Genomic DNA, 13210 nt, shown 5'->3' with positions numbered 1-13210 from the left:
CCTCGTTATCGCGGCAAATCGCAACATCGGCGTCGCTGACGTTATTTTAACGGTCCGTTAGCTAAGAATTTCTAAAGTATCGGCACCTCGGCTTCAGTCTTTCACGCTGGGCGGGACACGAGTGCGCGTATGAACCAGTATGACAGGAACAGGGTAAGCCGGCTCCCTGGCTGGCGCAGTTTTGAGCCGTCTCAGACTGCGCCGGAAGGCGTGCGCATGCGCAGTCCTGTCGTCCGTCCGGATGATTTCGTCCGGCCATCGCCCGAACCCGCGCCGCCACCCTTCGTGCCGCCGGCAAGCATTGCCGAAACCCGCCAATATGAGCGGCTGGCGCCTCCTCCTCCAAAACAGCCTGTCGTCGACGCGCCGTCGAATGCTGCGTCGGCACCTGGCGCCCCGCTTCTCGACCTCCGCTCCAGTATCGCCGCGATCTGGAGCCGGCGGTTGGTCGTGCTGGGCCTGGCCCTTCTCGGAGCTGTGGCCGGCGGGGCGGTGGCGCCGCGCATCGCCCAGAAATTCACCGCCGTCAGCAGCCTCTATTTCGACCCACGCCAGATCGGCCTTGCCGATGCCAGCGCGCAATCTTCGGGTCCCTCGCCGGAAATGATCTCGGCGCTGATCGACAGCCAGGTGCAGATCCTGACTTCGGGCAATGTGCTGCGCCGCGTTGCCGAAGCCATGAAGCTCGACCAGGATCCCGAATTCACCGGCGGCCGGACGGATGGCGCTGCCGTAATCGGCACTCTGCAGAAGGCGCTGGTGATCACCCGCGAGGCCAGCACCTATGTCGTCTCGCTTGCTGCCACGACCAACGATCCCGAAAAATCCGCAAGGCTTGCCAACCAGGTCGTCACCTCCTTCACCGAGGAGGAGGACAGCGCTTCGAACGGCATCTACGAAAACACCTCGTCGACACTTGACGGACGGCTCAACGACCTGCGCCAGAAGGTGCTGGAAGCCGAGCAGGCTGTCGAAACCTTCCGCGCCGACAACGACATGGCCGCGACCGAGGGGAACCTGATCTCCGACCAACGGCTCGTCTCGCTGAACACGATGCTGGTGACGGCACAGGAAAAGACCATCCAGGCGAAGGCCCGCGCCGATGCCGTCGCCAATCTCCGCGTCGAAGACATCGTCGCCGGCAACCAGGCGGAAGGCGGCGTCACCTCGCCGCTCGTCAGCCTGCGTCAGCAATATGCCACCCAGGCCGCCGCCGTCGGCAGCCTCGAAAGCCAGATGGGCACGCGTCATCCGCGCCTGCAGGCGGCCCGCTCCTCGCTGCAGAGCATATCAGGCGAAATCAAGGGCGAATTGCAGCGTCTCGCCACCTCGGCAAGGGGCGAATACGAGCAGGCAAAGGCCGCCGAGGACAGCATCGCCAAGGAGCTTGCCGTGCAGAAGGCGCTACAGGCGAGTTCGTCGGACAAGCAGGTGGAATTGAACGAATTGCAGCGCAAGGCGACGGCGGCGCGCGATATCTACGAGACGGTGCTGAAACGCTCCAGCCAGACGAGCGAGGAGCAGAACTTCAATCAGAGTAACATTCGCGTCATTTCGCCGGCCGAGCCGCCGGTCAAGGGAGACGGTCCCGGAAAGACGATTCTATTGATTGCCGGCGTCATCGGCGGTTTTCTCGCCGGTTTCGTCCTCGGCGCCGGCTTTGCGATCCTCGCCGGCCTCTTCAGCCATCCCGTCATCAGAAGTTATTTTAGGAAGTCCCCCGCTGCAGCCGCTTGATGACGGTCGTCGGTTTTCCTACATCGGAAGGACGGGTTATTGCCGGCAGGAGAGTTCCCATGCGGCTGTTGATGATGCTTCTGATATCGCTCGTAGCCGTGTCGAGCCTCGCCCCGGCGTTCGCCTTTGCCGTCGACTGGACGAAATCCGTCGATTCGGGCGTTCGGCCCCTCTATCCCTACAAGGGTCTTCCCGGCGTCAAGGCGCAGCCGGATAAGAAAGAGGAGGAATCTTACAACTGCCGCACCGAAACCGTGCAGATCCGCCGCCGTTATGACGAAATCTTCCGTTCCGGCGGCATGCCGACGCTGATCTATGTCTGCGAACGCGATGGCTTGATTACCACGGGTGGCAAAGTTCCGCTCCGCGGCCACTATCAGCCGGTGCGGTAAACGCTTCGGGTCGACGCCGTCCGATGACGCCCGCCCAGGCCGCAGCCAATCTCGGAATTCCGAAGTGCTATATAGATCATGGTGGGAATTCCCTGCCGCCACACCTTGGCCGGATGGTTGCGGCTAAGCCTCCAGACTAAGCTGGAGTGGAGTGTCGTCTGCCTCGGCGACCTTAGGCTTACGTTTTGTTGCCGCACGGCGTGGTGGCTTGGCGGTCTTCGGCAGAGTATCGGAGCCGAGCTCGCATGCCTCGGAGCTGGGCAGCAGCAGGCCAGCCGTAGGCGCCGCAGCGGCTAGCTCAATGACCGACTTCGGGCGAGACATTTCAATGGCCGGCTCGGTGGCCGACACCTCGCGTGCCTTTGACGGCTCGGGTTTGCTGGCTGCGGATGTGGCGAATCGGATCATTGCAAGACTCCATTGCGTTCTCTTTATGTTCGCATTTGGAGATGGGTGAGTCAATGCAGGCCAGCTATCAAGAGCGGCGGGAATAAGCGTCCAGAAATGAGGACCTTGGGAGCTACCGAGCGAACAAGCCTTTGCGCGCATCATGACTGGCCTTTGTTGCAAGGCACCTGCGCAACTTTAGTTTGGAAAGGCTTAACTCCTTGATCTTGGTAGCGATCAAGAATGGAATGGTGCCCAGAAGAGGACTCGAACCTCCACACCCTTTCGGGTACCAGCACCTGAAGCTGGCGCGTCTACCAATTCCGCCATCTGGGCGACGGAGAGCGATGTAAGGGGGTGGCCCCTGACTGTCAACTGGGTTTTTGAAGTTTTTCTGACAGTTGGCGAAAAAGCAGCCAATCACATGCAAGGGAGCGCCGAAGGGTGGGCATAGCGCTCCCGTTGGCACGCCCTATATAGAGGAAATACCGAAAGGAATGCCTCATGCTTGCTCCCCATACGCTTCTGCTCGCCGGTCTCTTGGCCGTTTTGTCACCCGCCATCGCCGGGGCCGATTCGCTGAAGCTGGGCAAGCCGGGCATCGGGCCGCTTAATACGGGATCGACGCTCTGCGATTTTCGCGGCTGCTTCGGGTTCGGGCCGCAGCAATGGCATCGCCCCGCCTATGTCCAGCCGAACTATCGTCCGCGGGGCTCGGGGCCGACCTATTATCGGCCGGGCGCTGCCGGGCCGCCGCAGCTGACCTATGATCCGCCGCCGGTGCAAAGGGTGCAGCCGAAGCCGCGCGACATGAATAGCCATGCCGCTTGGTGCAGCAACGAGTACCGCTCCTACAATCCGCGGACGGATCGTTTCCTCACTTATGAGGGCATCTACAAGACCTGCCGATCGCCCTACCGCTGAGCCGCGTGGTCAACTTTCGAGCGAGGCGCGGTCGACATGGCCGAGATCGCGACCGGGCTCGACGATGTCGCGGACCCGCTGTTTCAGCTCCCTCGGCCCGGGAAAGCCGCCGTCGCGCTTGCGCTCCCAGATCAGATCGCCATTGACGCGGATCTCGAAATTGCCGCCGGTGGCGGGAATCAGCGCCACTTCGCCAAGACTGTCGGAAAAAGTATGCAGCAGCTCCTGCGCCATCCAGCTGGCGCGCAGCAGCCAGTTGCACTGGGTGCAGTAGAGGATCGTGACGCGGGCTTTTTCGGTCATGGCGATGTCCTTTCGTTTGCCGAGATTTAAGCCCTGTCGCGCGCCGGCGCAATTGCCTCGCCAGAGCATGATGCCGAAAAGTGTGAGCGGTTTTCGGGCGACATCATGCTCTAACTATTTAATTAGGAACAGGATTCAGATTTTGGGCCGAACCGGCCTAAAGCCTGAATCCCGTTCTGGCGTCTTGCGCGCCGCTCTTCCGCATGGTCTCTTCCGGTGGTCGGCCATACCAGGAAGAGCCTATGCGCGTCGCAGTGATCGAAAATATGCGGAATACCGGCCTCGGCGCGCTTGCAGCAGCCCTCGACGAGGCGGGAGCGGAGATCGAGTGGTTCCGGGTCTGGCAGGATGGCATGCTGCCGAAAGATATATCCGGCCATGACGCGCTGGTCGTCCTCGGCGGCGAGCAGAGCGCGCTGGACGACGAAACCCACCCTTATCTGCCGGAACTCGTCCAGCTCACGCGCCGCTTCGGCGATGCCGGCAAGGCGGTGCTCGGCATCTGCCTCGGTAGCCAGATCCTCGCCCGCGCCTATGGCGCCGACAATCACTTAGGAATCGCCCGCGAATTCGGCTGGCACAAGATCGCCGTCACCGCCGAGGGCCGGGCCGATCCGCTGCTGTCGGCGCTCGGCGGCGAATTCACCATCTTCGAATGGCATGCCGATACGTTTTCGTTGCCCGAAGGCGCGGTGTGTCTCGCCTCGAGCCCTGTCGCCGAAAACCAGGCCTTCCAGATCGGCCGCGCCGTCTATGGCACCCAGTTCCATTTCGAGGCCAATGCAGCGGTCGTCGCGCAATGGACGGCCGAATTCCCCGATACGATTGCGCGCATCGCGCCGGGCTGGCTGGAGAACCGTGCCGAACTGGCGGCAAGACATGCCGGAGCCGCCGATGCTGCAGGCCTTGCTATCGCGCGTGCCTGGGTCAGCCTGATCGAGCAGCAAGAGGTCGAAATGCTGTCGCAGGCCTCGGCGTGAGAGGCGATGCGATGCCGGCGAGCGAACGCGAAAAGATGGCGGCAGGCGAATGGTATTGCTGCCTCGATGATGAGCTCGATCTCCTGCGCCGGCAGGCGCGCTTAGCCGTCCACGCGCATAACACGTTGCCGCCGGATGAGCGTGGCGCCGCCGCGCCGGCCCTGCGAGCGCTCTTTGCGCTGGCCGCGCCCGATATCTTCATCGAAGCACCGTTTCACTGCTCCTATGGCATCAATATCACTCTCGGCGAGCGCGTCTATTTCAATGCAGGCTGCACCATCCTCGATTCCGGCCGCGTGACGATCGGCGATCGCAGCATGTTCGGCCCCGGTGTGCAGATCTATTGCGCCGAGCATCACAAGGACCCGGCATTGCGCAGCACGGGCATCGAGATCGCCCGGCCGGTCACGATCGGCGGCGATGTCTGGATCGGCGGCAGCGCCATCATTCTCGGCGGCATCACCATCGGCGACGGTGCGATCGTCGGCGCCGGTGCGGTGGTGACAAGGGATGTGCCGGCCGGCGCAACCGTGGTCGGCAATCCAGCCCGCATCCGCTAGAGCAATTCCAGCAAAAGTGCGTAGCGGTTTTGCGTCCGGAAAACAAAGAGATAGAGCATTTCCGTGATTGGGAGAAAACGGAAATGCTCTAACGCCGGCAAGGCCGTCCATTCCGCGATGACCTCGCCACCTCGACAGCGAAGAAAGCTCCGCTAGAGCGGGATTGTTTTATGTCCGTTCATATCCGGCTTCCTTGAAGTAGTTTTGGCACTCTTTCGGCGAGACGGTTTGAAGGGTGGCTGCCAGCGCGTCGTCGATGGCCTGTCGGGTTCGAGCCTGCGCCTTGCGCAGCTCGTGCTTGATCTTGGCGAAGAGTTTTTCGATCGGATTGAGATCGGGGGAATACTGCGGCAGGAAGAACAATCTGGCGCCGGCCTTGCGGATGGCGGCACGGATAGCGCCGGCCTTGTGCGAGCCGAGATTATCCATGACGACGATGTCGCCGGGTTTGAGCTCCGGTACCAGCACCCTCTCGACATAGATGCGAAAGCGTTCGCCATTGATCGGGCCGTCGATGATCCACGGTGCGCTGACGCGGTCGGCCCTGAGGGCTGCGACAAAAGTCATGGTATTCCAGTGGCCGAAGGGCGCATGGCCCAACAGCCGTTCGCCGCGCGGCGCCCAGCCCCTGAGCGGCGTCATATTCGTCTTCGTCCAGGTTTCGTCGATAAAGACAAGGCGAGATGGATCGATGCGATGGCGATGCTTCAGCCAGCGCGCCCGCCGGGCGGCAACATCGGGCCGCTCGCGCTCGCTGGCGACCAACGTCTTTTTTATAACTCAGCCCTTCCTCATGCACGAAGGTCCGGACGGCGCTGTAATCCACTTTCAGGCCGCGCTCTCCGAGTTCCGCCACCAACCCGCGCAAGGTGAACGCCTGCATGTGGCAGCGATCGATCAACCAGACCCGATGTTTACCTGAGATCGCCCGTGGCTTGTGCCCGCCCATCTGGCCGGGAGCCGCGCTGCCCGTCTCACGCAAGCGCCGGACCCAGTCGATCGCGGTGCTGATGCCAATGCCGAAGCGCTTTGCCGCCGCTCGACACGACAGGCCCTCGCGCGTTACTGCGCCAACAACGCGTTCCCGAAGATCATCCGAAAAAGGTTTCGCCATCCAGACCGGCCTCCTGCACCGGCCAGAATGGTGAATCTGATTTGCACCAGAAAGGGAATCCCTGTTCCGATTCCGACTAAAACAATCCCGCTCTAGATCAGAAGGCAAAACGGGAGGACATCATGAGCGAACTGAATTTACCGATGGAAGGCGGCTGCCGTTGCGGTCGGGTGCGGTTGAAGATCAGTGCCCCGCCGCTGCTCACCATGGCCTGTCATTGCACGGGGTGCCAGAAGATGACATCAAGCGCCTATTCGCTGAGTGCGGCCATCCCGAGCGAAGGCTTCGAGGTGACGCAAGGCGAGCCGGTGATCGGCGGTCTGCATGGCGCCACGAAGCATTACTTCTGCCCGCATTGCATGAGCTGGATGTTCACCCGGCCGGAAGGCATGGACTGGTTCGTCAATCTGCGCGTGACCATGCTCGACGACCCCAGCTGGTTCACGCCCTTCATCGAGACATGGACAAGCGAGAAGCTGTCCTTCGCCGACACCGGCGCGGTGTACAGCTACGAGGCGCTGCCCGAGATGGACGCCTATGAGGGGCTGGTAAAGGAGTATATGGCGGGGAGTTGATCTCAGAAGCCCTGGAAGACAAAATCGACGGCAGCGATAATGCGATCGCTGTCGGCGGTAAGATCCGCCACCACTTTTCCAATTTCCACGGTCGGGACCGATGCCATGCGCTGGGTGGCCATGACATAGGTTTCACCCTCAATAGGAAAGCGTGGGTTCAGTCGCGAGATCGACCAGCTCAGTTCTTGCACGGGATGCAGCGGAACCATGACGCGCGAAGGCAGATCGTCAAGCAGATTGGCCTGAAGATCGATGGCCAGGAGATTTCCGCTTTTAAGGCGATAAACGTGAAAGCGTACCATTAAAACTGACGGTATTTCGCGAAGGGCAAGCCGTGCTTTTCAACATATTCGTTTTCCAGACGGATAGCCTCGGCGTTCTCGATACGCCAAAGCCGCTCGCGCTCCGCCTTTATGGCCTTTGCGATACCTTCTTCCGCCGCCCGGGAAATGTTGATCTGGAGCTCGCGCGCCTGCGAGACGAGTCCTTCGTCAAGAGACAGGTTCGCTGCTTTTCTTGGCTGCTGGGCCATAACGATCTCCTCAGTCTTATGCGCACATTGTATGCGCATAAGATGACGTTGAGAAGCGTTATTCGTCGCCCATCTTCAGCGCTGCGATGAAGGCTTCCTGGGGAATTTCCACCTTGCCGAACTGGCGCATGCGCTTCTTGCCGGCCTTCTGCTTGTCGAGCAGCTTGCGCTTGCGGGTGGCGTCGCCGCCGTAGCATTTCGCGGTCACGTCCTTGCGCAGCGCCGAGATCGTCTCGCGGGCAATGACGTTGCCGCCGATCGCCGCCTGGATCGGGATCTTGAACATGTGCTTCGGGATCAGCTCCTTGAGCTTCTCGCACATGTCGCGCCCGCGCTTTTCGGCCGCCGTCCGGTGCACCATCATCGACAGCGCGTCGACCGGCTCGCCGTTGACGAGGATCGACATCTTCACGAGGTTGCCCTCGCGATGGTCGGTCAACGTATAGTCGAAGGAGGCATAGCCCTTCGAGATCGACTTCAACCGGTCATAGAAATCGAACACGACTTCGTTGAGCGGCAGGTCGTAGGTCAGCATCGCGCGCGTGCCGACATAGGTAAGTTCGATCTGGATGCCGCGCCGGTCCTGGCAGAGCTTCAGGATGCCGCCGAGATAGTCGTCGGGCGTCAGGATCGTCGCGCGGATCCACGGCTCGTGGATTTCCGAGATCTTGACGACATCGGGCATGTCGGCCGGGTTGTGCAGCTCGCGCTCCGTGCCGTCGGTCATGTACATCTTGTAGACGACCGAGGGCGCGGTGGCGATGAGGTCGAGGTCGAACTCGCGCTCCAGCCGTTCCTGGATGATTTCGAGATGCAGCAGGCCGAGGAAGCCGCAGCGGAAACCGAAGCCGAGAGCGGCGGACGATTCCATTTCGAAGGAGAAGGAGGCGTCGTTGAGGCGAAGCTTGCCCATGGCGGCGCGCAGATCCTCGAAATCGGCGGCATCGACCGGGAAGAGACCGCAGAACACCACCGGCTGGGCCGGCTTGAAGCCCGGCAACGCCTGGGCCGTCGGCCGCTTGTCCTCGGTGATCGTATCGCCGACGCGGGTATCGGCCACTTCCTTGATCGAGGCGGTGATGAAGCCGATCTCGCCGGGGCCGAGGCTGTCGATATTGACCATCTTCGGCGTCAGCACGCCGACGCGCTCCACCTGGTATTTCGCATCGGTGCCCATCATCCGCACCGTCTGGCCCTTGGTCAGCACGCCGTCGATGACGCGCACCAAAACCATGACGCCGAGATAGGCGTCGTACCAGCTGTCGACGAGCAGCGCCTTCAGCGGCGCCTTCTCGCCGCCGGGGCTCTTCGGCGCCGGCAGCTTGTGGACGATCGCCTCCAGCACGTCGGGAATGCCGAGGCCGGTCTTTGCCGAAATCAGCACCGCTTCCGATGCATCGATGCCGATCACTTCCTCGATCTGTTCCTTGATGCGGTCGGGTTCGGCCGCCGGCAGGTCGATCTTGTTGAGGACGGTGACGATCTCGTGGTTGTTGTCGATGGCCTGATAGACGTTGGCGAGCGTCTGCGCTTCGACGCCTTGGCTAGCGTCGACGACAAGCAGCGAACCCTCGCAGGCCGACAGCGACCGCGAGACTTCATAGGCGAAGTCGACGTGGCCGGGCGTGTCGATCAGGTTGAGAATGTATTTCTCGCCGTTATTAGCCTGGTAGTGCAGGCGCACGGTCTGCGCCTTGATGGTGATGCCGCGCTCGCGCTCGATATCCATATTGTCGAGCACCTGCTCGGACATTTCGCGCTCGGCAAGGCCGCCCGTCGTCTGGATCAGCCGGTCGGCCAGCGTCGATTTGCCGTGGTCGATATGGGCCACGATCGAAAAGTTGCGGATATGGGACAGCGGAGTGGTGGAATTGGTGCTCATGCGCGCCATATAGCAGCGCCGCCCCCTGCCGCAAAGCGGTAATTATCCCGCTGTTTACGCTATGACGTCCTGTGCCGAGCCCTATCAGACCGGCCACGTCTCCTGCCGCCAGGCCGAATCCCAGAACATCCATTCATATTGCGAGGCGCGCACGAAGACATCGGTCATTTGAGCCCGCTCAACCGGCGATGCGGCGCGGGCGGCGATGTCGGCCAACGCGATCACTTCGCGGGCACCGGCGGCAAATTGCGGATCGCCATAGGTGTTGATCCAGGCCTGGAAGGCATTGCCCTCGATAACAGGCCGGTTCTTGATCGCTTCGCCGACATGCCAGTAGATCCAGAAGCAGGGAAGGATCGAGGACAGCGCCACCGCGTAGGAGCTGTGATAGGCGGTGGCGAGCAGGAAGTTCGTATAGGCAAAGCCGGCAGGCGAGGGTTCGGCGGATGTGACGTCGGCGGAGGTGATGCCGAATTGGGTGAGGAAGCCTGCATGCAGGCCCTGCTCGACGGTGATCGCCTTCTGCGCCGAACCGAGGAAGCGCAGGACCTGCGCATTGTCGGGCGCCTTGGCCGCGACGATCGCAAGGCATCGCGCATAATGCTTCAGGTAGAGCGCATCCTGCAGGATGTAATGCCGAAAAATCTCAGGCGGCAATGTGCCGTCCGAAAGGCGCTGCAGCAGCGGCAAGGCCTCGATTTCAGCCATGATCGGAGCGATCCTGTCCCAGGCGGCAGCCGTGAAGCTTCGCGTCAGTTCCGTGCTCTGCGTGCTGGCGTCCATTGTTCTCTCCTCGGATTACGCCGCCATATATGGACGGCGCAGCGGCGAAAGCAAGGCGCGTTTTGCCGCTTTTCATAGGCACTTGATTCCATCATCGGATAATGTATTTCTCTTATAGTGGAATCATGAGACCTGAAAATGGAACCGGAACTCGAACAGGCGATCGGCATCCGCATCCGCACGCTGCGGCAGGAAAAGGCTCTGACGCTCGATGATCTTGCTGCCGCCTCCGGCGTCAGCCGGGCGATGATCTCGCGCATCGAGCGGGCGGAGGCGAGCCCGACCGCCTCGCTGCTGGCAAGGATCTGCGCCGCGCTCGGCCTGTCGCTGTCGGCCTTCTTTGCGGAAGAGGGGCACGCCTCGCCGCTTGCCCGGAGGCAGGAGCAACAGGTCTGGCGCGATCCGGAGACCGGTTATATCAGGCGGTCTGTTTCACCCCCGGGCACGGCTTCCGATGTCGATATCGTCGAGGTCGAGTTCCCCGCCGGTGCCCACGTCAGCTTCCCCCCGCATGCGAGCGCCCATGGCATGACGCAGCATATCTGGCTGTTCGACGGCGAGCTGGAGATGACGGCGGGCGAGACCGTCTACCGGCTGCGCCCGGGCGATTGCCTCTTCATGCCGGTCGGCGAGGGCCATGTCTTCCACAATCCGGGCAACGCGCCGGCACGCTATTGCGTCGTGCTCGATCGCGGCGGCCGATAACAGCATTCATTTCAGGAGAACAGCATGCCTGCCATTCGCAGCCTTTCCGCCGAGGAAGCCCGCGCGGCCATTCCGGCTCTTTCGGAAATACTTATCGATTGCGTCGCTGGCGGCGCCTCCGTCGGCTTCATGCAGCCCTATGGGCTTGAGGATGCCGAGTCCTATTGGCGCGATGTCGCCGATGCCGTTGCCACCGGCGCCAATCTGCTGCTGGTCGCCGAACTCGGCGGCAGGATCGTCGGCACGGTGCAGGTGGGTGCCGCACAGATGCCGAACCAGCCGCATCGCGGCGACCTGAAGAAGCTGTTGGTGCACCGCTCGGCCCGCGGCAAGGGACTCGCCCGGCTGCTGATGGATGCCGCCGAGTGCGAGGCGGCAAGCCGTGGCAAGACCCTGCTCGTGCTCGACACGGCAACCGGCAGCGATGCCGAGGCGATCTATCCGCGCCTGGGCTGGCAGCGCGTCGGCGTCATTCCCGATTATGCGCTGTGGCCGGAAGGCGGCTTTTGCGCCACCACCCTGTTCTACAAGCGGCTCGCCTGATTGCGCCGGCCCCGCTCATGCCGGCCTGGCGAAGACAGGAAGCGTGCCACCGAGTGTCGCGCCCGCCGTCCATTGCGCGGCATTCCAGCCGAACTGTCGCGCCGCTTCGATATTTTCGGCCAGATCGTCGATGAAGGCGATCTCGCCGGGAAGCACGCCGGCACGCTCGGTCGCCAGCCGGAAGAAATCGGGCGAAGGCTTGCTGTGTCCGAGTGCTGCGGAATAGATGATGTCGTCGAAATGCGCTTTAAGGCCGATCTGCTCCATCAGGTAGCGTGCCCTCCTATGTTCCTGGTTGGTCGCCAGCAAGAGGGTGATGCCGCTTTGCCTGAGAGCGGCGAGCTCTTCCAGCAGATTGAGATCGAGGCGGGAATCGTTTTCGAACCAGTAGTCGATCAGTGTTTTAGCGCTGAGATGGGGTGCGATCTTTGCGAGCACGCCGGCGAGCCGCGGTTCCAGCGCCTCGCGGCCGATGATGATATCGCGCCAGTGGGTCTGAAAGAATTCCTCCTGCAGCAGGTCGATACGCAGGCCGAGATCGCGCTCCAGATAGGTGAAGAGAGGCAGGCCATCGGCGGGACGACCATGAACGAGCACGCCGTCGACATCGACCATCAGCACTTTCATGCGGAAAATTTCCTCGTTCTCAAAACCCCGGCGAAGGTGGCGTCATTATTCCGGACGATCAAGAGCCCGCGCCGCTTTTTTGTCAGGGGCGAGCCGTGTAAATCTCCATTGTCAATCAAGGGCAGGATCTGAAATGCGCGTCATCTATTCCGAGGATCACAGGCTGCGCGATGCCAGGACGGAGCTGCACGCCGGCCAGCTGGTGACGCCCTTCGAGGCGCCGTTTCGCGCCGAATGGATCCTGGCGGCGGTCAAGGAGGCGGGCTTTACCGATGTCGTGGCGCCCGATGCGCACGGGCTGGAAACGGCCCGAAAGGTGCATGATCCCGCCTATCTGGATTTTCTCGCCACCGTCTGGGACCGCTGGGTATCGGCCGGTTTCACCGGCGAGGCGATCGCCAATTCCTTCGCCGTTCGCCGCACTAGTCAGCGCGTGCCCGACAATATCGTTGGCGCGATCGGCCATTACGCCAATGCCGCCGATACCTCGATCACCAAGGGGTCCTACGAGGCAGCGATCGCTTCGATGCGATGCGCTATATCAGGCGTCGACTGGCTGAATGCCGGCAATCGCTTCGCCTTCGCGCTCTGCCGCCCGCCCGGCCACCATGCCGGCATCGATCTCTTCGGCGGCTACTGCTTCATCAACAATTCGGGCGTCGCCGCGCAGCGGCTGCTCGATCGCGGTGCCAGGAAAGTCGCGGTGCTGGATGTCGATTTCCACCATGGCAACGGCACGCAGGATCTCTTTTATCACAGAGGCGACGTCTTCACCGCCTCGCTGCACGGCGATCCCATGCACGCCTTTCCCTATTTCCTCGGCCATGCCAACGAGGAAGGCGAGGGGGAGGGCGCCGGCGCCAATCGCAACTATCCGATGCCGCCGGGCACGCCTTGGGATGTCTGGTCTTCGGCCCTTGCTGATGCGCTCACCCGCATCAAGACGTTCGGCGCCGAGGCGATCGTCGTGGCGCTCGGCGTCGACACCTTCGAGCGCGACCCGATCTCTTTCTTCAGCCTCACCTCCGACGATTTCACCCGCATGGGCGCGATGATCGCTTCCGCCGGCCTGCCGGTGCTCGCCTGCATGGAGGGCGGTTACGGCGTGCCGGAGATCGGCCTTAACGTCGCCAATGTTCTCAAGGGTCTGGAAGCCTGAACCCAGC

17 protein-coding genes and 1 tRNA gene are annotated in these 13210 nt (G+C 62.1%); 9 read left to right on the top strand and 9 right to left on the bottom strand.

Going from position 1 to position 13210, the window contains the following annotated elements; all coding sequences use genetic code 11:
• Positions 1 to 129: 129 nt before the first annotated feature.
• Both ACS4RR_RS01385 and ACS4RR_RS01380 read left to right on the top strand, forming a co-directional pair.
• Positions 130 to 1737, top strand: coding sequence for a GumC family protein (locus ACS4RR_RS01385; protein WP_260109836.1), 1608 nt, complete (start codon positions 130 to 132; stop codon positions 1735 to 1737).
• A 59-nt stretch (positions 1738 to 1796) separates the two neighbouring features.
• Positions 1797 to 2129 (top strand): hypothetical protein, encoded by a 333-nt coding sequence (locus ACS4RR_RS01380; protein WP_260109837.1) that lies wholly within the window; start codon positions 1797 to 1799, stop codon positions 2127 to 2129.
• Between the two features lie 123 nt (positions 2130 to 2252).
• Here the strand turns inward: ACS4RR_RS01380 and ACS4RR_RS01375 are convergent, their stop codons facing one another.
• Together ACS4RR_RS01375 and ACS4RR_RS01370 are read right to left on the bottom strand one after the other, a co-directional pair.
• Positions 2253 to 2537, bottom strand: a complete 285-nt coding sequence (locus tag ACS4RR_RS01375) for a poly(hydroxyalkanoate) granule-associated protein (protein ID WP_456189609.1) — start codon at positions 2535 to 2537, stop codon at positions 2253 to 2255.
• Positions 2538 to 2765: 228 nt separating this feature from the next.
• Positions 2766 to 2852: transfer RNA gene (locus tag ACS4RR_RS01370), tRNA-Leu, on the bottom strand.
• Positions 2853 to 3020: 168 nt separating this feature from the next.
• On the opposite strand from ACS4RR_RS01370, the gene ACS4RR_RS01365 reads away from it, so the two are divergent.
• Complete coding sequence (locus ACS4RR_RS01365) at positions 3021 to 3440, top strand: BA14K family protein (RefSeq protein ID WP_260109838.1); 420 nt, start codon at positions 3021 to 3023, stop codon at positions 3438 to 3440.
• Positions 3441 to 3449: 9 nt separating this feature from the next.
• Here the strand turns inward: ACS4RR_RS01365 and ACS4RR_RS01360 are convergent, their stop codons facing one another.
• Positions 3450 to 3743: an Rdx family protein gene (locus ACS4RR_RS01360; protein WP_017966569.1), complete on the bottom strand. Its 294-nt coding sequence runs from the start codon at positions 3741 to 3743 to the stop codon at positions 3450 to 3452.
• 203 nt (positions 3744 to 3946) lie between these two features.
• Between ACS4RR_RS01360 and ACS4RR_RS01355 the strand changes: the two genes are divergently transcribed.
• Positions 3947 to 4723 carry a type 1 glutamine amidotransferase gene (locus tag ACS4RR_RS01355; protein ID WP_456189608.1) on the top strand — a complete coding sequence of 259 codons (777 nt, stop codon included), beginning with the start codon at positions 3947 to 3949 and terminating at the stop codon, positions 4721 to 4723.
• 11 nt (positions 4724 to 4734) lie between these two features.
• Positions 4735 to 5283: a sugar O-acetyltransferase gene (locus ACS4RR_RS01350; RefSeq protein ID WP_260297548.1), complete on the top strand. Its 549-nt coding sequence runs from the start codon at positions 4735 to 4737 to the stop codon at positions 5281 to 5283.
• Between the two features lie 168 nt (positions 5284 to 5451).
• On the opposite strand, the gene ACS4RR_RS01345 is transcribed toward ACS4RR_RS01350, so the two are convergent.
• Positions 5452 to 6397 (bottom strand): IS630 family transposase gene (locus ACS4RR_RS01345; protein ID WP_222282285.1). Its coding sequence is split into 2 segments (ribosomal slippage): positions 5452 to 6057 and positions 6059 to 6397, totalling 945 coding nucleotides; the frame shifts between segments, so codons are not numbered across the junction.
• Between the two features lie 122 nt (positions 6398 to 6519).
• Between ACS4RR_RS01345 and ACS4RR_RS01340 the strand changes: the two genes are divergently transcribed.
• Positions 6520 to 6972, top strand: a complete 453-nt coding sequence (locus ACS4RR_RS01340) for a GFA family protein (protein ID WP_260297549.1) — start codon at positions 6520 to 6522, stop codon at positions 6970 to 6972.
• A 2-nt stretch (positions 6973 to 6974) separates the two neighbouring features.
• Here ACS4RR_RS01340 and ACS4RR_RS01335 read toward each other — a convergent pair whose 3' ends face one another.
• From ACS4RR_RS01335 to tenA, 4 genes are all read right to left on the bottom strand, one after another.
• Positions 6975 to 7274, bottom strand: coding sequence for a CcdB family protein (locus ACS4RR_RS01335; RefSeq protein WP_260297550.1), 300 nt, complete (start codon positions 7272 to 7274; stop codon positions 6975 to 6977).
• Positions 7274 to 7504, bottom strand: a complete 231-nt coding sequence (locus ACS4RR_RS01330) for a type II toxin-antitoxin system CcdA family antitoxin (RefSeq protein ID WP_260297551.1) — start codon at positions 7502 to 7504, stop codon at positions 7274 to 7276. Before ACS4RR_RS01330 ends, ACS4RR_RS01335 begins: the two co-directional genes overlap by 1 nt.
• A gap of 58 nt (positions 7505 to 7562) precedes the next feature.
• Positions 7563 to 9395: a translation elongation factor 4 gene (lepA, locus tag ACS4RR_RS01325; protein WP_017966575.1), complete on the bottom strand. Its 1833-nt coding sequence runs from the start codon at positions 9393 to 9395 to the stop codon at positions 7563 to 7565.
• Positions 9396 to 9470: 75 nt separating this feature from the next.
• Positions 9471 to 10169 (bottom strand): thiaminase II, encoded by a 699-nt coding sequence (tenA, locus tag ACS4RR_RS01320; RefSeq protein ID WP_260297552.1) that lies wholly within the window; start codon positions 10167 to 10169, stop codon positions 9471 to 9473.
• A gap of 138 nt (positions 10170 to 10307) precedes the next feature.
• Between tenA and ACS4RR_RS01315 the strand changes: the two genes are divergently transcribed.
• Complete coding sequence (locus ACS4RR_RS01315) at positions 10308 to 10874, top strand: helix-turn-helix domain-containing protein (protein ID WP_456189607.1); 567 nt, start codon at positions 10308 to 10310, stop codon at positions 10872 to 10874.
• A gap of 24 nt (positions 10875 to 10898) precedes the next feature.
• Positions 10899 to 11417 carry a GNAT family N-acetyltransferase gene (locus ACS4RR_RS01310; protein WP_260109844.1) on the top strand — a complete coding sequence of 173 codons (519 nt, stop codon included), beginning with the start codon at positions 10899 to 10901 and terminating at the stop codon, positions 11415 to 11417.
• Between the two features lie 15 nt (positions 11418 to 11432).
• Here the strand turns inward: ACS4RR_RS01310 and ACS4RR_RS01305 are convergent, their stop codons facing one another.
• Positions 11433 to 12044, bottom strand: a complete 612-nt coding sequence (locus ACS4RR_RS01305; protein ID WP_260297553.1) for an HAD-IA family hydrolase — start codon at positions 12042 to 12044, stop codon at positions 11433 to 11435.
• Positions 12045 to 12177: 133 nt separating this feature from the next.
• Between ACS4RR_RS01305 and ACS4RR_RS01300 the strand changes: the two genes are divergently transcribed.
• Positions 12178 to 13203, top strand: coding sequence for a histone deacetylase family protein (locus ACS4RR_RS01300; protein ID WP_456189606.1), 1026 nt, complete (start codon positions 12178 to 12180; stop codon positions 13201 to 13203).
• Positions 13204 to 13210 lie beyond the last annotated feature (7 nt).

Origin of the sequence: Rhizobium zaerense (genome assembly GCF_051810725.1) — a bacterium.
Lineage (GTDB): Bacteria > Pseudomonadota > Alphaproteobacteria > Rhizobiales > Rhizobiaceae > Rhizobium > Rhizobium leguminosarum_I.
Note: the sequence above shows the minus strand (reverse complement) of the source record. Positions and strands in the feature narration are given on the sequence as shown.